Raw genomic sequence first — 20,537 nt, forward strand, 5'->3', positions numbered from 1 at the left:
GACACAAGAGCCGGAACCGTCAACCGGAATAAGGCTGACAGTTCACAGCGTCCTCGCTGTGTTTCTTCAAAGGAACCCAAACCCAACACCCAATCAAGGATGCAAGGCTCGGGGTATCAACATATCTGGCGTTGACTTTTGGCACACTGTTGAGTTCTCAAGGAACGGACGCTTCCTTCAAATCCCTCTCAGGACTCTCCGGGCGCTTCCCTCCGGTACTGCGTACTTCGTGTTCCCGACTCTACCAGACTCAATTCGGCGTTTCCGCCTCATGAATTCCAGTGGCCTTTGGGAGTGGCCTTTGCCTTTCGGCTGACTCGACTTTATCAGAGATATTCGGGCCGGATTTCGCCGACCTTCGTCATCTGGATGTCGAATCGGGTGCTCCGAGGAAATTGAACTTCCTGTCCGGAGCTGCAATAGATGCTAACCACCGCACTCGATCATGTCCAGCTTCGAGGCAACCGTTCGAATCTACCTCCCCACGCCGACCATGTCAATGGTTTTTGTGGGGCGAAGAGGAGACTAACAGGTCCCGGACGCCCCATGCACATCAGGCGGCGATCGGGAGCTCCGCGCTGCGGTCCGCCGCCTCCACGTCGCCGATGTCGCCGGCTCGCGCGGCCCGGCCGCCGAGGACGTACACGTAAGTCAGGAAGGCGAGTTCGGCGGCGATGCCGATGGTGATGCGCGCCCATGTAGGCAGGCCCGAGGGGGTGACGAAGGCTTCGATCGCGCCCGACACGCACAGGACCAGGGCCAGGCCGATGGCCATGCCCACGGCCGCTCGGCCCCGTTGGGCCAGGGCAGTTCGCCGCGACTGCGGGCCGGGGTCGATCAGCGTCCAGCCCAGCCGTAGGCCCGTACCCGCGGCCACGAAGACCGCTGTCAGTTCGAGCAGACCGTGCGGAAGGATCAGGCCGAGGAAGGTGTCCAGCCGGCCCGCCGACGTCATCAGCCCCGCTCCGACGGCCAGGTTGAGGACATTGGTGAAGAGGATCCAGATCACCGGCAGGCAGAGGAACGCCCCCAGGACGAGGCACATGGCGGCTGCCTGGGCGTTGTTCGTCCACACCTGGGCCGCGAAGGACGCCGCCGGGTGGCTGGAGTAGTACGTCTCGTACTGACCGCCGGGACGGGTCATCTCGCGCAGCTCGTCCGGGGCGGCGATCGAGGACTGGACTTCCGGATGGGCGGCGATCCACCAGCCCAGCACCGCCGTCATGACCGTCGACAGCAGTGCTGTCGGTATCCACCAGTGCCGTGCGCGGTACACGGCTGCCGGGAAGCTCGCCGTAAGGAAGCGCACGGCGTCACGCCAGCTGGCGTTGCGGGCGCCGGTGACCGTCGCGCGGGCGCGCGCCATGAGCTGGGTGAGGCGGGTCGTGAGCATCGGATCGGGTGCGCTGGACTGGAGCAGGGAGAGATGGGTCGCCGCGCGCTGGTAGAGGACGACGAGTTCGTCCGCCTCGGCGCCGGTGAGCCGGCGGCCACGGCGCAGCAGGTGGTCAAGGCGGTCCCACTCGGCCCGGTGCTTTGTCACGAAGACATCGAGATCCATGGTCGGCTGCTGCTCCAGGCACTGGGTGCGTACGGTCGGTCCGTAGTACTGCGGCGCGCTGTGCGTCAGCTTGGCAGACTGACGGCCTGATGTGCAGAGCAGGTCGGCGAGGGGTGGGCACCGGTGGACGAGCTTGTGACGGGCGACGCGGTCGTACTCGGGCTGCGCCCGGCGAGGCTGCCGAGCCGCGCGCTGGCGCTCGCGATCGACCTCGTGGTGATCTGGGTGGTCTATCTGATCCTGACGATCGGTGTCGTCGTCGCGGCCGGTTCGCTCGACGACGCGGCCCTGGCTGCCATCTCCGTCGCGATGTTCCTGTTCGTGCTGGTCGGTGTCCCGATCGCGGTCGAGACGCTCAGCCACGGACGCTCGCTGGGCAAGCTCGCCTGCGGTCTGCGGGTGGTACGGGACGACGGCGGCCCCATCCGGTTCCGGCACGCGCTGGTGCGGGGCGCGATGGGCGTGGTGGAGATCCTGATCTCGTTCGGGGTCATCGCCTGTATCGCGTCGCTCGTGTCGGCGCGGGGCCGGCGGATCGGTGATGTCTTCGCCGGGACCCTCGTCGTACGGGAGCGGGTGCCCGGAGCGCGGATGGAGAGCGTGCCGCCTCCCCCGCCGTGGCTGGTGGGCCGGTTCGCCGCGCTCGACCTGTCGTCGGTCCCCGACTCGCTGTGGCTGGCGATACGCCAGTACCTGACGCGTATGGGGCAGCTCGACCCGGCCGTGAACTGGTCCATGGCCATTCGGCTCGCGGACGATCTGGCGGCCCGTACGGGGGCGCCGAAGCCCGCGGACGTACCGCCGGCCGCCTACCTGGCCGCCGTGGTGAACGAGCGTCAGGCGCGTGAGGCCCGGCGGGGGTTCGAGGCTCCGGCCGGTGTCTCCGGCGGTGTCGCTGTCCCCCGTCTCCCCGTTGCCGACGTTCCCGCGGGTTCCGTGCCCGTGGCCGCTCCCACGCCCGCGCCTGCCACGCCGTCACCCTCCAAGCCGTCCGGACCCGCCACCGGATTCGCGCCGCCCGCCTGAGCCGCCGTCAGGGCAGCGTCGAGGGCGGGGTTTCCAGGTCTTCCAGCTCGATGCCGGGCGCCGCGAGCACCACGTCACCGCTGAGGTGGATCGTGTGCTGCTCACCGGTGTCCAGGGCGTTGACCTGGTACTCGTCCACCGTCAGGGGCCCGTTGTCAGTGGCATGCGCTTCACTTCTCAGCAGGGCCCAGGACTGGTCGAGGGTGCGGGGTGCGAGGACGGGGTCCGTGAAGGCGACGAGCCGGACACGGGTGGCGGGGGAACCGGGGGTGAGGCGCAGGAGACGGGCGACAGCGACGAGGAAGGCGGGGGAAGTGCCGGTGAAGGCGTGGGCGCGCACATTGCCTTCGGTGGCATGAGTGCCGGTGGGGTCGGTACGGACCCAGGTGACGCCGTCGAGTGCGCCGCCGCGGATCTGCCAGCTGGCGGCGTTGAGTTCGAGACGGATGGGGCGGCCGAGTTCGTCGATGGCCAGATCGACGGAGCCCGCGTGGTCGCCGGCGGGGGTGGTGATCTGGGAGACGTAGCGCCAACCGGAGGGGCCTGGCGCGCAGTGGAAGTGTTCGTCGCCGAGAGGGGTGTGATCGTGCGGGTCGTGGAGCGAATAACGGCCGCGGGGCATGGGGGCTTTCGGATCCTCGGGGGTTGATACGGGGCAGGCCCCCCGGCACGGGGGTGCGGGGGGCCTGCCTGGTACCGACTGGTGTCACGCGAGACTGAGTGTCACATCCGGCGCAGTGCCGGTGTGCGGCTCAGTAGCGGTAGTGGTCCGACTTGTACGGGCCGGCCACGTCGACGCCGATGTAGGCGGCCTGCTCCGGGCGGAGCGTCGTGAGCTTCACACCGAGCGCTTCGAGGTGGAGGCGGGCGACCTTCTCGTCGAGGTGCTTAGGCAGCACGTAGACGTCGGTCGGGTACTCCTCCGGCTTGGTGAAGAGCTCGATCTGGGCCAGCGTCTGGTCCGAGAACGAGTTCGACATCACGAAGGACGGGTGACCGGTCGCGTTGCCGAGGTTCAGCAGACGGCCCTCGGACAGGACGATGAGGGTCTTGCCGTCGGGGAACGTCCAGGTGTGGACCTGGGGCTTGACCTCGTCCTTGACGATGCCGTCGATCTTGGCAAGGCCGGCCATGTCGATCTCGTTGTCGAAGTGACCGATGTTGCCGACGATCGCCTGGTGCTTCATCTTGGCCATGTCCGAGGCCATGATGATGTCCTTGTTGCCCGTGGTCGTCACGAAGATGTCGGCGATACCGACGACATCGTCGAGCGTGGCGACCTGGTAACCGTCCATCGCGGCCTGCAGCGCGCAGATCGGGTCGATCTCCGTGACGATGACGCGCGCGCCCTGGCCGCGGAGGGACTCGGCGCAGCCCTTGCCCACGTCGCCGTAGCCGAAGACGACGGCGACCTTGCCGCCGATGAGGACGTCGGTGGCGCGGTTGATGCCGTCGATCAGCGAGTGGCGGCAGCCGTACTTGTTGTCGAACTTCGACTTCGTCACCGCGTCGTTCACGTTGATCGCGGGGAAGAGGAGGGAGCCGTCACGGTGCATCTCGTACAGCCGGTGCACACCGGTCGTGGTCTCCTCGGTGACACCGCGGATCTCGGACGCGAGACGCGTCCACTTCTGCGGGTTCTCACCGAGGGTGCGGTTGAGGAGCGTGAGGATGTACGCGTACTCCTCGCTGTCCGCCGTGGCCGGGTCCGGGGCCTTGCCGGCCTTCTCGAACTCGACGCCCTTGTGCACCAGGAGCGTGGCGTCGCCGCCGTCGTCCAGGATCATGTTGGGGCCGCCGGTGGGGGTGTTGGGCCAGGTCAGCGCCTGCTCCGTGCACCACCAGTACTCTTCGAGGCTTTCGCCCTTCCAGGCGAAGACCGGGATGCCCTGCGGGTTCTCCGGGGTGCCCTCGGGGCCGACGGCGATGGCCGCGGCGGCGTGGTCCTGCGTGGAGAAGATGTTGCAGGACGCCCAGCGGACGTCGGCGCCGAGGGCGGCGAGCGTCTCGATGAGGACGGCGGTCTGCACCGTCATGTGCAGGGAGCCGGTGATCCGGGCGCCGGCGAGCGGCTTGGCCTCGGCGTACTCCTTGCGGATCGACATCAGGCCGGGCATCTCGTGCTCGGCGAGAGTGATCTCCTTGCGGCCGAACTCGGCAAGCGAGAGGTCGGCGACCTTGAAGTCCTGTCGGTTGGCGACAGTCGTCATAACGAGCTGCTCCTCGTAAAGGGGTCGAGGGTGGGTACGTGCGGCTGGCTCTGCGGCGGCGGGCATACGAATGCCCGAGCACTCGCGGCTCAGTCCGTCGGAGGCCCTCTCTCCCTCGGCCGGTCCGCGGACGCGGGCCGCCCGACCGCCATCAGCAGCGACGTCTGGCTCTTCGGTCGAATCTACACCGATCGGTCCAGCCGCCCACAGCCGACCGGTGAAAGGGGGCCGGAAACCGGCCGTGAACCGGCCGTGCGGGAGGGGGTGTCAGGCCTTGTCGGCAGGCGGGTCCGCAGGGGTCGCGGGCTTCGCCGGGTCGGCGGGATCGGCCGGGGCGGCAGGGTCGGCGGCCGCGTCGGCAGCACCGTCGTGAGTGTCGGCGGCGTCGGCGGCGTCAGGTCCGTCGGCGGCGTCCGGCGGGGTGAGCGGGCCGCCAGGGCCCTTTTCCGGGTCGGCGCCCGACGCTGCCCGCGACTCGCTGTAGATGTCCGGCTCCAGGTAGATCACCCGGGCGATCGGGACGGCTTCCCTGATGCGCGCCTCGGCGGCGTTGATCGCGGAGGCGACCTCGTCGGCCGTGTCGTCGTGCCGCACCGCGATCTTCGCGGCGACCAGCAGTTCCTCGGGGCCGAGGTGGAGCGTCCGCATGTGGATGATGCCGGTCACGACGTCGCCGTCGACGACCGCGGCCTTGATCTTCTCCACCTGGTCGGCGCCCGCCGCCTCGCCGAGCAGCAGGGACTTCGTCTCCACCGCCAGGACCAGCGCGATCAGGATGAGGAGGATACCGATGCAGAGGGTGCCGATACCGTCCCAGACGCCGTTGTCGGTGCCCAGGGCCAGGCCCACACCGGCGAGGGCGAGTACGAGACCGATCAGCGCGCCGAAGTCCTCCAGCAGCACGACCGGCAGCTCGGGCGCCTTCGCGCGCCGGATGAACTCCGTCCAGGAGAGCGAACCGCGCGTGTGGTTCGACTCCTTGATGGCGGTGCGGAACGAGAAGCCCTCAGCGATGATCGCGAAGACGAGCACGCCGACCGGCCAGTACCAGGACTCCAGCGCGTGCGGGTGCTTGATCTTCTCGTAGCCCTCGTAGACGGCGAACATGCCACCGACCGAGAAGAGCACGATCGAGACGAGGAACGCGTAGATGTACCGCTCGCGGCCGTAGCCGAAGGGATGCTGCGGGGTCGCCTCGCGCTGTGCCTTCTTGCCGCCGAGCAGCAACAGCCCCTGGTTGCCGGAGTCCGCGAGGGAGTGCACGCTCTCCGCCAGCATCGACGACGAACCGCTGAAGAGGAACGCCACGAACTTGGCTACTGCGATCGCGAGGTTGGCGCCGAGCGCCGCGACGATCGCCTTGGTTCCGCCTGACGCGCTCATGGGTCGCCTGGTGTCCCTTCCTCGGTGCGGGCTTCATGGGTTCGGGCCCGGTGGGTGGTGCGTGGCCGGACATTGTTGCAGCCGTGGCTGCCGTGAGACGGCTCAGGCCACTGCGGATGCCTCAGGCCACTACTGTTGCCCGGAAAACCGTTCCCGTACCGGACAGTTCGGCCTTGTCTCCCGCCGGGACGAACACCGAGTGCCCCGGCGCCAGTTCGATGTCGCCCGCGTTGGGGGTTCCCGCCACGCACAGCAGGATCTGCGGGGTGTCAGCCGTGACGTCGCGTACGGCGCCGCCGGGCGCCAAGACGTAGCGGGAGAGCCGGAATTCGTCGATGGGGGTCTCGTAGACCTCCTCGCCCGACGTGGAGACCTCGGGGCGCAGCACACCCGGGTCGGTCGCCTCGAACCGTACGACGCGCAGCAGTTCGGGTACGTCCACGTGTTTGGGGGTGAGCCCGCAGCGCAGCACGTTGTCGGAGTTGGCCATGATCTCGACGCCCATGCCGTCGAGGTAGGCGTGCGGGACGCCGGCGCCGAGGAACAGCGCCTCGCCGGGGCGCAGTTGTACGTAGTTGAGCAGCATCGCCGCGAGGACGCCCGGGTCGCCGGGGTAGTGGTGGGCGATGCCGGCGTACGGGGCGTACTCGCCGCCGAGGCGTTCGGCTGCGGCTGCGACCTCGGTGACCGTCGCCGCCGTCTCGGCCGGGTCGCCGGAGAGCACGGCCGTAAGGACCTCGCGCAGCGCGGCCTCTTCGGGACGGGCCTGGAGGAGGTCGACGTACGGCTTGACGGAGTCGACGTCGAGTCCGGCCAGCAGCCTGGCCGCCTCGGCGGGGGCGCGGAAGCCGCACAGTCCGTCGAACAGGGTGAGCGCGCAGATCAGTTCGGGCTTGTGGTTGGCGTCCTTGTAGTTGCGGTGCGGGGCGTCGACGGGGACGCCCCTGCGCTCCTCGTCGTCGTAACCCTCTTTCGCCTGGGCGAGGTTGGGGTGGACCTGGAGGGAGAGCGGGGATCCCGCCGCGAGGATCTTGAGCAGGAACGGCAGGCGCGGGCCGAACTTGCCTACGGTGGCGGCGCCCAGCTCCGCCTCGGGGTCGGAGGCGATGAGGTCGGACAGGGCGCGCTCGCCGTCGGCGGTGGGGCGGGTGACGCGCGAAGGCGCGCCCGGGTGGGCGCCCATCCACATCTCGGCCTGGGGTTCGCCGGTCGGCTCGACGCCGAGGAGTCCGGGGATGGCGGTCGTGGAGCCCCAGGCGTAGGGGCGCACCGTATTGGCGAGGCGGTCCATGAAGTCTGTGCTTCCTTGTGTGCGGGGGTGTGTACGGGGCGTCCGGGAGCGTCGGGGTTACGCGGCCGGCTGAGGAGTCGAGGCGAGCGCGAGGTAGACCGCGGCGAAGTCGGTAACGGCGACGAGTTCGGCGAGGGCTTCGAGCTGGCTGCCCTCTTCCGGCTCCAGTTCGCTGATGGGGGTGTCGGTGCCGAGGGCGAGCTCCCTGGCGGCGGGCGCCGCCGAGAGTCCGCCGGTGGGGCGGTCACGCAGCAGGACGACCCTGGCGCGCAGCGCCTGCGGGTCCTCGATCCGGTCGCGGAAGAAGTCGTCGGGGTCGCCCGCTCCGCCCGTGAAGTCACCGCTGAGGAGCGCGCCGTGGGCCGGGAGGGCGTCGGGCAGTTCGGCGGCGAGTGCGGGGCGGCCGGTCAACTCGGCCAGTACGGCGGCGAAGCGCCGCCCGGCCGGCGCGGCGGCTGCGCCCTCGGTCCAGATCAGCGGAAGGCTCTCGGCGAGTTCGGCGGCGAGGGTCTTGGCGGGGTTGCTGTACGTCGCGACGGCGGGGCCGCAGCGTTCGGCGGTGCTGTCGAGCCGGTCGGCGACGAGATGCAGCGTCTCGACGGGGGCGGTGACCAGGCCGACGCGGTCGAGCAGCGCGAGCAGCGGCGTGAACAGCGCCCAGAGGGCGCCGGGGCCCGTGGCGGGCGTCGCGCCCTCGTACTCCTCGTACTCCTCGTTCGGTGGTTTCGCCATCGGTACGAGCAGGCCGTGCGAGCCGCCGAGGGCCTCGCCGAGCGGCGAGGGACGGGGCGCGACGGCGACGACGGTGCAGCCGCGGCGGTACGCCTGCTCGGTGAGCAGGGCGAGGCCGGGTTCGGAACCGTCGGTGGTGACGATCAGCAGCAGGTCGACCGGTCCCGCCCAGCCGGGCAGCGCCCAGCGGAGCGCACCTGCCGCCGCGGCGACACCGGTCGGGTGCAGCCGCGCCACGGGGGCCGCGGCGCCGGCGAGCGCGCCGATCAGGTCGGCGACCCCGGCGGCGGCCGTGCCGGATCCCGCGATCAGCACGGCGCGGGGCCGGCCCTCCGGGTTCAGCTCGGTGATACCGGCCTCGGCGGTGTGCCGCAGGGCGGTACGCACCCGCGCGCCGGCCTCGGCTGCGCCGCGCAGCAAGCCGCGCCGGTCGGCGCGGGTGAGCGCGTCCGGTTCGTCGAGAAGCGACTCGTCGAGCATGGGACCTCCGATCGCCGGGCTTTACGTGCCTGCCGTGGGGTGACGGCGTTACGCGGGGCGGCGGGCCTCGTCGACCAGGAGGACGGGGATGTCGTCACGTACCGGGTACGCCAGGCCGCAGTCCGCACCGGTGCAGACCAGCTCGGGAACGTCGGCCGCCGTACGGTCACTCAGCGGCGCGTGACAGGCCGGGCAGGCGAGGATCTCCAGGAGGCCGGCTTCGAGCGGCATGGGGTGGGTGTCCCTTCGGGTGACGTGTCCCGTGCGAGTGCAAGCACACGGTCGTATCTGGCCACGTCAGCCTACCGCCGGGGGCGGTGGCACGGGGCGCCGGATTCACGGGGGCGCTGCGACGTCGCTGCGCTCGGCGGGTGGGCGCGGGGCGGTGGTCGTCCTAGGCATCGCTCCCTCAGCGCAGCCAGCGAGAACCGGCGGCGGGACGGGGCGTTCGCTGCGCGCGCCGGGGCGGCGGGCGGACACACAGCAACAACCGCTCCCTGCGCACAGGTCCCTGACCGCAGGCCAAGTACGGGGCCGACGCAGGCCGGACCAGCGGCGATCAAGGCGCTCGCCACGCGACGTGGGCAGGCCGTCAGCGCGACCGCCGCCTGAGCGGCGCCGTCCTGCGCGCAGGGACGCACCCCACGCGGGCCAGAGACCAAGTGCGGCAAGCAGCCGTTGGGCGGTGACCGTCCGAGCACACGGAGTCCGGCCGTTCCTTGGGCGGTGCCCCAGCACGCAGGCAAGCGGTGCCGGACGGGGCGGTCGCTGCGGGCTCAGGGCAGGGACCGCCCCTGAGCACAGGCCTCTTGCCGCAAGCGGGCACCGAGCGGACCCCGCTCGGGCGACGGCCGACGATGTGGGCAGGTCGTCAGCCGTGCCGTGCCGGCGCGCGGGCACGCCCGCGTGATGGTCGATGCGCGCGCCGGGCGCCGGGCGCCGGGGTGGTGATGGGCGGAGGGCGGGGGCCGTCCCTGAGCACGGGCCCCTGGCCGCAGGCGGGGACCAAGCGGACCCCGCTCGGGCGGCGGCGGAGCAGGTGCCAGGCCGTCAGCCGTGCCGTGCCGACCGCGCGGGCACACGCGTGGCACGCGGGCACGGCGCGTGGCAGAGGGAGCGGTCGCTGGGGTCAGCTTGGGTGCCGTGCGGGGGCAGCTGTGGCCAACGCTGGGCGCGTCGTCGTCGGGGTCAGGGTTCCGGGGAGCGCAGGACTCGTAGGTGGCCTCTGCGGCCCACTTCCACCGGGTCCGCTCCTCGGCCGCCCTGGCCCGCCGCGCGTTCCTGGGGGCGGGCCGCTTCGCGTACTGCGTTGGCCAGCGCTTCCAGGTCGTCGCCGCTGGGCTGTGCCGGGGCCGAGCCGTCCGTCAGGCGGACGACCTCCCAGCCGCGTGGCGCGGTGAGCCGCTCGCTGTGTTCCGCACACAGGTCGTAGCAATGAGGCTCGGCGTAGGTGGCGAGCGGGCCGAGGACCGCGGTCGAATCGGCATAGACGTACGTCAGTGTCGCGACAGCAGGGCGGCCGCACGCGGTGCGCGAACAGCGACGTACAGGGCTCACGATGTTGGACGGTACCGCACTCTTGAGCGGGCCGCGACGACTCTCCCCGAGGTCACTCTCCCGTGTCGCCGGGCGAAACGGGGCGTACCAGCGCACCGCCTGACACCTCTGACCTGCGCGAACGGGCGCGTGTTCGGACGGATACCGTCCGTCATCATGTCTCGACTCGGGGCAAATCCAGTCAAGGAAGGCGAGAGCGGCGGTCTTCGATGCGTGGCTCATCGGGCGCAATCTTGGCTGGAATGCTCAAGATGCGACATGGCGGCTCCGGCCACCGTGACCAGCAGCCCCGCATCGCCGGGAGAGCTACCCTGCGTCAGTGATGGACAGTCCTGTACCGCCCCGCCCGACCGAACCGCGGCCGCGCCGGCGCGACCGCCACGGCCGCGGCATGCGCGGGCCGGTCGCACCGCCGCAGGTGCCGCTCTCCGCCTCCCGTTCGGAGTCCTTCCAGGACCTGGTGCGGGATTCCGTCGACCGTTTGGAGCGGCGCTGGCCCCAGCTGGCCGACGTCGAGTTCATGGTCCTTGACGTGCCGGGCACGCAGGACGAGTCGGTGCCGCTCGGCCGCTCCGTGCCCGCCGCCAAGGACCGCCCGGCGCGGATCCTCGTCTACCGGCGCCCCGTGGAGATCCGGACGAAGAACCGCGACGAGCGGGCGTTGCTCGTGCACGAGGTCGTGGTCGAGCAGGTGGCCGAGCTGCTGGGTCTCGCGCCCGAGTCCGTCGATCCCCGTTACGGGCAGGAGTGAACCGGACGGAGCGGCCGGGCTAGTCCAGGATCGACAGGTCCTGCTTCGCCTTCGGTACGGACACCGTGCCCTTGTCGTCCGGCAGCGTCTGCACCGTGAACATCGAGACGCCGTCCTCCGGCACCGCGAGCGTGCGCGCCGCGTGGACCGGACCGCCCGACTCCCGTTCGACCGTCAGCGCGTAGGAGCCCTTCAGGCCTTCGGGCACCGGCGGGGCGACGGCCTGGGTCGTGCCGGCCTTGATGTCGTACGTCTTCACGGCCGGCTCACCGCCGCCCGTCCCCGCCGAAGCGGTGACCTTGACCTTCGCCGCGGCGCCCGGCGCCGTCAGGGACAGCGTGGAGCCCTTGGCGCGGTTGTCCGCGACCGTCGCGCGCGCGGCGACGGGTCCGGTCGCCGGGATGAAGGCGATCTCCTGCTTGTCGCCCTTGCCGCGCACGACGCGCAGCGCGGCGACCACCGGGCTCGCCTGGCCCTTCTGCGACTGGCTGAGAATCACCGATCCCGCCTCGCCCTTGGTGACGTCGGCGAGATCGACGGACGCGGTCATTCCGGACTTCACGGTCAGGCTCTCGTGACCGGCCGGGACGATCGTGCCGCCGGGGCCCGCCAGCTGCACCTTCAGGTCGGCGTCCTGCTGCCCGGGCGCGAACGCCACCAGCCGTACGTCGGTCGCGTCCGCCGGGATGCCCGGGAGGACCACCTTGGCGGCGGGGTCGGCCGAAGCGGGCAGCCAGTCGCTGCCGGCCTTCTCGTCGGCCGCGCGCACCACGGCGCCCACCCGGCCGGTGCGGGTGGTCACATGGACGGTCACATCGGCGACCGCCTCGGTGGTCAGGGTGGAGAGCAGGACGGGCACGCTGGAGTGGGCCGGTACCGGGATGCCCTCGCCGACCTCGGACTTGAGGACGCCGGTCTTGCCGTACATCTGGATGTCGACGACGGCGGCCGTGTCGTCGGGGTTGGTGAGGTGGACGTAGTCCTGCCGCGCGTCCTCGGTGCTGGCGCCGGGGAACCAGAAGTCGGTGTCCGGCGGCGTGCAGGTCACACCGAGCAGCCCGCGCGCACCGCCCACGTCGACCGTGGTGGTCTGCTGGGTGGTCCAGCCGGGGGCGAGACGGCCGGTAGCCGTGCCGACGAGGGCCGGCGCGTCGGCGCCGCTCGCCTTGGCCGAAACCGGCTTGCCGGGCTCCTTGAGCGTGACCACCGGCTTCTTCTCGGCGGGCGCCTTGGGCGGCTTCGGCGACTTGGACTTGTCCTTCGGCTTGCCTTTCGTGTCGTCGTCCGAGCCGTCGGCGGGGGCCGCGTCCGTCGGCGCGACGGTGGTCGCCTTCAGCTCGGCCGAGCCCGCGGAGTCCGCCGCCGCCGTCGCGCCGTCGGCGCCCTTCGGGGTGATGGACGTGTACGTCGTGTCGGCGACGTCCGAGAGGCTGGGCGCCGGGCAGAGCGCGCTCGTGCGCTCCACGGGCATCCGGGCCGGCGCCAGGGCCACCGCCGGCTTGCCGTCGTCAGCGGGCCCGCTGAGCGAGGCGAATCCGGTCACGGCCGCGAGGGCGACGGCGGCGGCGATGAGGGAGAGGGTGGCTCGGTTCACTGGTTGCTGCTCCCGTCGGGACGGTGCTGGCTGTCGTGCTCGTCGCCGGTGCCGTCGGGACCGGTGGTGCCTTCGGGGTACGGCTGCTGCTGCCCGTAGCCGTACGGGTCGTACTGCGTCTGGTCGTACTGGGCCGGGTCGTACTGCGCGGGGTCGTACGGGGCAGCGGCCGGGTCGTAGGGGGCGGCGGACGGGTCGTACGGCTGTTGCTGGTACGGCTGCTGGTACTGCTGCTCGCCGTACGCGTCGGGCTGGTACTGCGGGTCGCCCTGGTAGGGCTGCTGCTCGCCCTGGTAGGGCTGCTCGTTCTGGTACTGGGTGTAGTCGGCGCCCACGTACGCGGCGCTGTCCCACTCCCCGTACGCCTGCTGCTGCGGGACCTGCGCGGTCCCGGCCTGCGCCGGCTGCCCGTACGGGTCGAGGTCCGGTGTCTGCGGCGCCTCGGGCTGCGCCGGGACCGCCTCCTGCTCTCCGGTGCCGAAGGCGTCGAAGCCGTCGTTCGCGGCCGTCCGTGCGGGTGCCTCCGCGGCGTCACCGTCGGCTTCTTCGGCCGCTTCCGGGTCGTACTCGGCGCCCTCCGCCTCGGCGGCGGCGCGCAGCCTGCGCGCCCTGCGGCCCTCGCCCGCGACCGGCTGCGCCGGGATCTCGACGTCCTCCTCGGGCAGGTCGTCGTCCACCTCGCGGCGGCGGCCGGGCAGGGCCAGCACGAGCAGCACGAGCGCGAGCAGGCCCTGCGCCCAGACCCAGGCGGTGTGGGTGATCGGCTCGTCGTAGGTGAGATCCAGCCGGCCGCCTTCGGCGGGGAGTTCGAAGCCCTGCGCCCAGCCGTCGACGGTCTTCTTCCGCAGCGTCTTGCCGTCGAGCGTGGCCTGCCAGCCGGGGGCCGCGCTGTCCGCGATCCGCAGGATCCGGCCCGCGTCGCCCGCCGGGATCTTCGTGTGTGCCTCGACGGCGCCCGCAGCGACGGCGAGCGGTTCACCGCCCGCCTTGTCGCCGACGATGGTGGCGCGGGAGATCTGCCGGTCCACGCGCCACAGCGCGCTGCCGTCGAGCTGGCTCAGCCGGCTGAGACCGGGGGTCGCGTCGAGCACGCGGCTCATCTGGCGCGGTGCGCCGTCCCGTACGAGGACGTAGCGGACGGCGAAGCCGCTGAGCTGGTCGGTCTGGTCGGCGCCGGAGCCGGCGACGAGATTCGCGACGACCTTGTCCAGCCGCTCGTCGCTGCCCGCCGCGCGGAGCAGTTCCGCGTCGCCCAGGCGGCTGCCCGAGCCGCGTACCAGGCTGTACGAGACCTCGGCGGGCGAGGTGCCGCCGAGGACGAGGGTGCGCGGCTGGTCGCGGGTGACGGACTCCTCGGCGACGAACGCGGGGACCTGCACCGGGTCGCGGCGCTCCAGCGGTCCCGCCGCTCCGGTGATCATCCAGCCGAACGCGGCGATCAGCGGGGCGAGTAGGGCGGCGATGCCGATGAGGCCGGCCACCGGCTGGCGCCAGCCGAAGCTCTGGCTGGCGACGCGTTCGCGCGCGCCGTCGGCGCCGATGGCGGCGACCGCGATCAGCGCGATTCCGTAGACCAGGGTGGCGGGGCCCGCCCAGTCCTTGTTGTTGGACAGCACGGCGAAGATCAGGGCCACGACGGCGACGACCCAGCCGACCCGTACGGCGAACTGCCGCTCGCCGCGCAGCAGGGCGGCGAGCGCCGCGAGGACGATGCCGATGAGCAGCGCCCCGCCGACGGCCTTCGGGCCGCCGGGGCTCATGCCGAGCAGGTCGAGCGCGGAGGCGGAGCCGGTGCCGAAGTCCAGGCCCGCCTCGCGCAGGAAGCCGGCGGGGCCGGTCAGCAGCGAGAGCGACCAGGGGGCCAGCAGGATGACCGGGGTGGCGAGGGCGGCCAGCACACGCGGCGCGTAGGCGGTCAGCTCGTCGCGGCGCAGCGCCAGGGCGCCGATGCCGAGGACGAGCGCCAGTGGCCAGACGACCGGGGTGAAGGCCATCGCGAAGGTCAGCAGGAAGGCGTACGCCCAGGTGGCGCGCCAGCTGCCCCGGCCCTCGCCGCGCAGCCCGTACGCGGAGACGGCGGTCCTGGCGATCATCGGCAGCAGGATGGCGAGGACGGCCGTGCCGAGCCGTCCGGTCGCCAGTGCCCCGGTCGCGGCCGGCAGGAACGCGTAGGCGACGGAGGCCCAGGCGCGCAGCATGCGGGACGTGACGAGCGGCCGTGAGGCGAAGTACGCGGCGACCCCGGCCAGTGGCACGGAGCAGACGAGCAGCAGCGTCAGGGTGAAGCCGGTGGAGCCGAGGAAGATCACGGAGACGGAGGCGAGCACCGCGAGGTAGGGCGGCGCCGTCTGCGTACCGCCCGTACCGACTGCGTGCCAGGCGTCGGCGTAGCGCGACCAGAGGTCGCCGACGCCGGGGGGCGCGGGCAGCAGGGCGCCGCCGGCCAGCGAACCGCCGCCGAGCAGTCCCCGGCAGGCGACGAGCGAGACGATCAGCAGGATCGCGAAGAGGACGGGTCCCGGCTTCTGCGCGATCTTCTTCAGCCGCGCGAACTGTTCGATCTCCAGGAAGTCGGCGTCGTCCCCGCCGGGTCCCGACTCGACGGCGCCGTGCCTGGATCCGCCGGACTCCGGTTCGCTGCCGGCGCCGAGGCTGCTCGCGACCTGTTCGACGGTGGCTCTGACCGTGGCGCCGGGCGGCGGGAACAGCGGACGCAGTTCGGCGGCGTCGACGACTCCCTTGCCGCGGTGGCGGCGGCCGCTGAGGATCCTGCCCGGCCGCAGCAGGGTGCCGAAGAGGCCCATGACCTCGTCGACGGCCTGCCCTGGCACCTTGCCGACGACGTAAGCGACGGTACGCAGCAGGGTGCCGACGGTGAGCCGCAGCAGCACCCACGGCAGCACGGCGGAGCGTGCGTTGACGAGCATGGTGTAGACGGCACCGGCCTTGTCGACGCGGTGCGGGTTGACGACGGAGCGCCCGGCGCAGTCGACGGTACGGCGCTCACGCGCGGCGGCCTCCGCGTGCCGCAGGACGGCGTCGGGCGCGACGAGCACCCGGTGTCCCGCGGCGTGGGCGCGCCAGCACAGGTCGACGTCGTCACGCATCAGGGGCAGCCGGCGGTCGAAGCCGCCCAGCTCCTCCCACACGTCACGCCGTACGAGCATGCCGGCGCTGGAGACGGACAGCACGCTGCGCACCTGGTCGTGCTGGCCCTGGTCCTGTTCGCGCCGGTCCAGACCGGTCCAGCGGCGTCCGCTGTTGGCGATCGAGACGCCGACTTCGAGGAGCTGCTTGCGGTCGTACCAGCCGCGTAGTTTGGCACCGACGACGGCGGCGTACTCGTCGGCGTCGGCGACGCGCAGCAGTTCGGCGAGGGCTTCGGGGTCCGGCGCGCAGTCGTCGTGGAGGAGCCACAGCCACTGCACCGGTTCGCCGTGCGGCAGTTCGGGCATGTCGTACGCGTCGTCGCGCCAGCTCCGGGTCTCCGGGTCCCAGCTGCTCGGCCGCTTGAGGTACGGCAGGTCGTCGGGGGTGAGCACCCCGGCGGTGCGGACCGCCTCTTCGACGGCCGTGCCGAAGCCCGACCTGCGGGCCAGATGCAGCACGCGGTCGGCGCCGAGCGACTCGGTGAGGAGTCTGGCCGAGTCGTCGGCGCTGCCGGTGTCGGCGGCGATGACGTTCTGGACGGGGCGTTCCTGACCGAGCAGGCCCGCGAGGGCGTCGGGCAGCCAGCGCGCACCGTCGTGGGAGACGAGTACGGCGGTCACGACGTGCCGCGGGTACTCGGGTGCGGTGGCGGGAACGAACGCGGCTGTGGGTACGGACATTGAGTTAGCGGGCCCTCCGGCCGGGGGGGGGTCGCCCCGTAGGGGCGTGGACTGCGTCTCGGACGGGGCCCCACACTAACGGCTGGACCACAACGGTCCGCCGCCTGCGGGGATGGGGCAGGCGGCGGACCGTGCGTTACGTACGGAGTTGTACCGATTGGTGCGACCGGGCGGGCGTAACGAGATGCCCGGGGTCCGGCGGAACAGTCGGGCCTGGCGTCTGGTCGGGCGCCGGACCGGGCGCCGTATCGGACGTCGGGTCAGGCGCGACCGTCCGATCAGATCGCGGCTTTCTTCAGCCGCCGGCGCTCGCGCTCGGACAGGCCGCCCCAGATGCCGAATCTCTCGTCGTTGGCGAGAGCGTATTCGAGGCACTCGGAGCGGACTTCGCAGGCGAGGCAGACCTTCTTGGCCTCGCGGGTGGAACCGCCCTTCTCGGGAAAGAAGGACTCGGGATCTGTCTGGGCGCACAAGGCGCGCTCCTGCCAGCCGAGTTCCTCGTCCGCGTCCTCGACCAGCAGTTGCTGGAACAGCTCGGTCATGTGCGCCCCTCGTCTGTCTTTGCGTCCCCGTGATGCGGCCGCTGGAGATTTTCGGCCGAACGACACGAGTGAAATTACAAGTGTGTAGCTCCGGGGCAGTCAAGCCGAGTTCTGCTATTGGGCCCGGTATTCACTCTGCGGAACCAAGGCTATGCGGAAAGTGTTCAAATCACCAAAAACCTGACACATGCCACTGGCCTGTCCCGCGCGCACGCTCGCCTGTCCCACTCGTCCCGTTCGCCACATGTCCCTCTGCGATCTCTTGTCCGAGAGACGACAGGGAGTCCGGTCTTGTTTCACATCCGGCCGGGGAAGCGATCTGGATCACAGCCCGGACACGGGCGTGCGCGGGTGTTTACGTGCGCGGTTGCTGCGCCATGTCTCCGCAGGCGGCACCGCACAAACCTTTCTCCGACCGCTTTAACCGGATGAGGTGAAACATTGCCGCCAAACCGGTCACCGAGTTGACAGCGCGCGAGGGGTTCGCCACCTTTGACCCCATGCCAGCGACCTCCGCGCACACCGCGACCCACCTCCGTGGATACCGCAGCGTTGCCCTGGTCAGCTGTTGCTGTCGCTGTCACGCCGGCCGCTGAGGCCCGCCTCCCGCGAGGCCCGGCCCACTCGGTGACCGATCTTCTCTCCGCATCTCTGCTTTCCGCACTCCTGCCGAGGAACACCTGTGAACAGCGACAGCGATCTCCAGATCGCCGGCGACATCCTTGAGGTGCCGCACCTTCTCCAGCCCGCACGTGAGCACCCCGCGACCGTGGCCGAATTCGCCGGCCTCGCGCGGACCCTCGCCGCCGACACCGCGCAGTGGGCGCCGCTCGTCGCGTATGACGCCACGAGCCGGTGGTACCACCGGCTGCGCACCGGGCCCGGTTACGAGGTCTGGCTGCTCTCCTGGGTACCGGGCCAGGGCAGCGGCCCGCACGACCACGGCCCTTCCTCCGGCGTACTGACCGTGCTGCGGGGCGAGCTGACGGAGCGTACGAAGCGCGGCAACCTCACGCTGACCCCGGGGGCGCTGCGGGTCTTCGCGCCGGGGTACGTACACGACGTCGTCAACGACGCGCTGGAACCGGCCGTGAGCCTGCATGTGTACTTCCCTGGGCTGACGGAGATGCCGATGCACCCCGCTCGCACGGCTCCCGCGAAAGCAACCGCCCCACAACGATCAGCCTGCGGCTGACAGCCCCACCCGTCGCCCGACCACCACCCCTCAACGATCATCCTTCGGCTGACAGACTGTCCCCATGCGCATTGTGGTTCTGGCCGGCGGTATCGGCGGCGCCCGCTTCCTCCGCGGCCTCAAGCAGGCCGCGCCCGACGCGGACGTCACGGTGATCGGCAACACCGGTGACGACATCCATCTGTTCGGGCTGAAGGTCTGTCCCGACCTCGACACGGTGATGTACACCCTCGGCGGTGGCATCAATGAAGAGCAGGGCTGGGGGCGTACGGACGAGACGTTCCAGGTCAAGGCGGAACTCGCGGCGTACGGCGTCGGACCTGACTGGTTCGGCCTGGGCGACCGCGACTTCGCCACCCACATCGTCCGTACGCAGATGCTGACGGCCGGCTATCCGCTGAGCGCCGTCACCGAGGCGCTCTGCACCCGCTGGCAGCCGGGGGTGCGGCTGCTGCCGATGTCCGACGACCGGATCGAGACGCATGTCGCCGTCGATGTGGACGGTGAGCGCAAGGCGGTGCACTTCCAGGAGTACTGGGTGAAGATGCGCGCCTCCGTGCCCGCCCACGCCGTCGTCCCCGTCGGCGCCGACCAGGCGAAGCCGGCGCCGGGGGTGCTGGAGGCCATCGCCGCGGCCGACGTCATCCTCTTCCCGCCGTCCAACCCCGTCGTCAGCATCGGCACGATCCTGGCCGTGCCCGGCATCCGCGAGGGCATCGCCGAGGCGGGCGTGCCCGTCGTCGGCCTCTCCCCCATCGTCGGGGACGCGCCGGTGCGCGGGATGGCCGACAAGGTGCTCGAAGCGATCGGCGTCGAGTCGACGGCCGCTGCCGTCGCCCAGCACTACGGCTCCGGGCTGCTCGACGGCTGGCTCGTCGACACCGTGGACGCCGGGGCCGTGGCGGAGATCGAGGGCGCGGGCATCCGCAGCCGGGCCGTCCCGCTGATGATGACCGACGTCGAGGCGACAGCGGCCATGGCGCGTGAGGCGCTGACGCTCGCCGAGGAGGTACGGGCATGACGTCGTACCGGGTGCGCGCGCTGCCAGGACTGCCGGAGGTACGGCAGGGCGACGATCTGGCGAAGCTGATCGCCGCCGCCGAACCGGGGCTCGCCGACGGCGACATCGTGCTCGTCACCTCGAAGATCGTCTCCAAGGCCGAGGGCCGGATCATGGAGGCGACCGACCGCGAGGCGGCCATCGACGCGGAGACGGTACGGGTCGTGGCGCGGCGCGGTCCGCTGCGGATCGTCGAGAACCGGCAGGGGCTGGTGATGGCGGCGGCCGGCGTCGACGCGTCCAACACCCCCGCGGGCACGGTGCTGCTGCTGCCCGAGGACCCGGACGCGTCCGCGCGCACGATCCGCGACGGGCTGCGCGACGCGCTCGGGGTGAACATCGGGGTGCTCGTCACGGACACCTTCGGCCGGCCGTGGCGCAACGGACTCACTGACGTGGCGATCGGCGCCGCCGGGGTGCGGGTGCTGGACGATCTGCGCGGCGGCACAGACGCGCATGGCAATCCGCTGAGCGCGACGGTGGTGGCGCTGGCGGACGAATTGGCCGCCGCGGGTGATCTGGTGAAGGGGAAGTCGGCGGGGCTGCCGGTGGCGGTGGTGAGCGGTCTGCCGCAGTTGGTGGCGGACGCCGCCTCGGGTTCGGGTTCGGGGTCGGGTTCAGCCTCAGGTTCGAACTCGGCCTCGGAAGAGGGCGCGCGGGCGATGGTGCGGGTCGCGGCCGACGACATGTTCCGGCTCGGTACGTCGGAGGCGGTACGCGAAGCGGTCACCCAGCGCCGTACCGTCCGCGACTTCACCGACGAGCCGGTCGACCCGGGCGCGGTGCGCCGCGCCGTCGCAGCGGCCGTCACGGCACCGGCCCCGCACCACACCACGCCCTGGCGCTTCGTCCTGCTGGAGTCCGCCGAGTCGCGGACGCGACTGCTCGACGCGATGCGGGACGCGTGGATCGCGGACCTGCGGGCCGACGGCAAGTCGGAGGATTCCGTGGCCAAGCGGGTCAAGCGCGGTGACGTGCTGCGCAGGGCGCCGTATCTGGTCGTGCCGTGCCTGGTGACGGACGGCGCGCACAGCTACGGGCACGAGCGGCGTGACCTGGCGGAGCGCGAGATGTTCGTGGTCGCCATGGGCGCCGGTGTGCAGAACCTGCTGGTGGCCCTCGCGGGCGAGCGGCTCGGTTCGGCGTGGGTGTCGTCCACAATGTTCTGCCGCGATGTCGTACGGGACGTGCTCGACATCCCGGCCGGCTGGGACCCGATGGGCGCGGTGGCGGTCGGGCACGCGGCGACGGCGCCGGCGGAGCGTCCTGGCCGGGACCCGGAGAGCTTCGTCGAGGTCCGCTGAGTCTTTGCCGGGCTGATCCAC

The 20,537-nt window shown here is 71.5% G+C and carries 16 protein-coding genes; 5 read left to right on the top strand and 11 right to left on the bottom strand.

Annotated elements, in window-relative coordinates; translation table 11 throughout:
- Window positions 1-553: 553 nt before the first annotated feature.
- A complete protein-coding gene (locus tag OHS57_RS14680) occupies window positions 554-1,561 on the bottom strand; it encodes a stage II sporulation protein M (RefSeq protein ID WP_328582225.1) in 1,008 nt (335 codons plus the stop codon).
- A 123-nt stretch (window positions 1,562-1,684) separates the two neighbouring features.
- Between OHS57_RS14680 and OHS57_RS14685 the strand changes: the two genes are divergently transcribed.
- A complete protein-coding gene (locus OHS57_RS14685; protein ID WP_328582226.1) occupies window positions 1,685-2,587 on the top strand; it encodes an RDD family protein in 903 nt (300 codons plus the stop codon).
- A gap of 7 nt (window positions 2,588-2,594) precedes the next feature.
- Here OHS57_RS14685 and OHS57_RS14690 read toward each other — a convergent pair whose 3' ends face one another.
- The 7 genes from OHS57_RS14690 to OHS57_RS14720 form a co-directional block, all read right to left on the bottom strand.
- A complete protein-coding gene (locus OHS57_RS14690; RefSeq protein WP_328582227.1) occupies window positions 2,595-3,209 on the bottom strand; it encodes a hypothetical protein in 615 nt (204 codons plus the stop codon).
- A 130-nt stretch (window positions 3,210-3,339) separates the two neighbouring features.
- The gene (gene ahcY, locus OHS57_RS14695) at window positions 3,340-4,797 is read right to left on the bottom strand and encodes an adenosylhomocysteinase (RefSeq protein ID WP_041989055.1); all 1,458 of its coding nucleotides are present in this window, start codon (window positions 4,795-4,797) and stop codon (window positions 3,340-3,342) included.
- Between the two features lie 267 nt (window positions 4,798-5,064).
- Entirely contained in the window at window positions 5,065-6,180 is a 1,116-nt protein-coding gene (locus OHS57_RS14700; RefSeq protein ID WP_328582228.1) for a cation diffusion facilitator family transporter, read from the bottom strand.
- 121 nt (window positions 6,181-6,301) lie between these two features.
- Window positions 6,302-7,471 carry a mannose-6-phosphate isomerase, class I gene (gene manA, locus OHS57_RS14705; RefSeq protein WP_328582229.1) on the bottom strand — a complete coding sequence of 390 codons (1,170 nt, stop codon included), beginning with the start codon at window positions 7,469-7,471 and terminating at the stop codon, window positions 6,302-6,304.
- Window positions 7,472-7,528: 57 nt separating this feature from the next.
- A complete protein-coding gene (locus OHS57_RS14710; RefSeq protein ID WP_328582230.1) occupies window positions 7,529-8,683 on the bottom strand; it encodes an SIS domain-containing protein in 1,155 nt (384 codons plus the stop codon).
- Window positions 8,684-8,731: 48 nt separating this feature from the next.
- A complete protein-coding gene (locus OHS57_RS14715; protein WP_328582231.1) occupies window positions 8,732-8,914 on the bottom strand; it encodes a Trm112 family protein in 183 nt (60 codons plus the stop codon).
- Window positions 8,915-9,871: 957 nt separating this feature from the next.
- A complete protein-coding gene (locus tag OHS57_RS14720) occupies window positions 9,872-10,336 on the bottom strand; it encodes a DUF3499 domain-containing protein (protein ID WP_078863618.1) in 465 nt (154 codons plus the stop codon).
- Between the two features lie 226 nt (window positions 10,337-10,562).
- Here OHS57_RS14720 and OHS57_RS14725 point away from each other — a divergent pair, with 226 nt between their 5' ends.
- Window positions 10,563-10,991 carry a metallopeptidase family protein gene (locus OHS57_RS14725; RefSeq protein ID WP_041989048.1) on the top strand — a complete coding sequence of 143 codons (429 nt, stop codon included), beginning with the start codon at window positions 10,563-10,565 and terminating at the stop codon, window positions 10,989-10,991.
- Between the two features lie 19 nt (window positions 10,992-11,010).
- Here the strand turns inward: OHS57_RS14725 and OHS57_RS14730 are convergent, their stop codons facing one another.
- The 3 genes from OHS57_RS14730 to OHS57_RS14740 form a co-directional block, all read right to left on the bottom strand.
- On the bottom strand, window positions 11,011-12,585 hold the full coding sequence (locus OHS57_RS14730) for a DUF5719 family protein (protein ID WP_041989047.1): 1,575 nt from the start codon (window positions 12,583-12,585) through the stop codon (window positions 11,011-11,013).
- Window positions 12,582-16,415 (bottom strand): glycosyltransferase, encoded by a 3,834-nt coding sequence (locus OHS57_RS14735; RefSeq protein WP_328582232.1) that lies wholly within the window; start codon window positions 16,413-16,415, stop codon window positions 12,582-12,584. Before OHS57_RS14735 ends, OHS57_RS14730 begins: the two co-directional genes overlap by 4 nt.
- A 278-nt stretch (window positions 16,416-16,693) precedes the next feature.
- Window positions 16,694-16,957, bottom strand: coding sequence for a WhiB family transcriptional regulator (locus OHS57_RS14740; RefSeq protein WP_014046372.1), 264 nt, complete (start codon window positions 16,955-16,957; stop codon window positions 16,694-16,696).
- A gap of 682 nt (window positions 16,958-17,639) precedes the next feature.
- On the opposite strand from OHS57_RS14740, the gene OHS57_RS14745 reads away from it, so the two are divergent.
- The 3 genes from OHS57_RS14745 (at window position 17,640) to OHS57_RS14755 (ending at window position 20,516) form a co-directional block, all read left to right on the top strand.
- Window positions 17,640-18,152, top strand: a complete 513-nt coding sequence (locus OHS57_RS14745; RefSeq protein ID WP_041989041.1) for a cysteine dioxygenase — start codon at window positions 17,640-17,642, stop codon at window positions 18,150-18,152.
- A gap of 64 nt (window positions 18,153-18,216) precedes the next feature.
- On the top strand, window positions 18,217-19,173 hold the full coding sequence (cofD, locus tag OHS57_RS14750) for a 2-phospho-L-lactate transferase (protein ID WP_041989040.1): 957 nt from the start codon (window positions 18,217-18,219) through the stop codon (window positions 19,171-19,173).
- On the top strand, window positions 19,170-20,516 hold the full coding sequence (locus OHS57_RS14755) for a coenzyme F420-0:L-glutamate ligase (RefSeq protein ID WP_328582233.1): 1,347 nt from the start codon (window positions 19,170-19,172) through the stop codon (window positions 20,514-20,516). Before cofD ends, OHS57_RS14755 begins: the two co-directional genes overlap by 4 nt.
- Window positions 20,517-20,537 lie beyond the last annotated feature (21 nt).

This window comes from Streptomyces sp. NBC_00370, from assembly GCF_036084755.1.
In the GTDB taxonomy this organism is placed as follows: Bacteria; Actinomycetota; Actinomycetes; order Streptomycetales; family Streptomycetaceae; genus Streptomyces.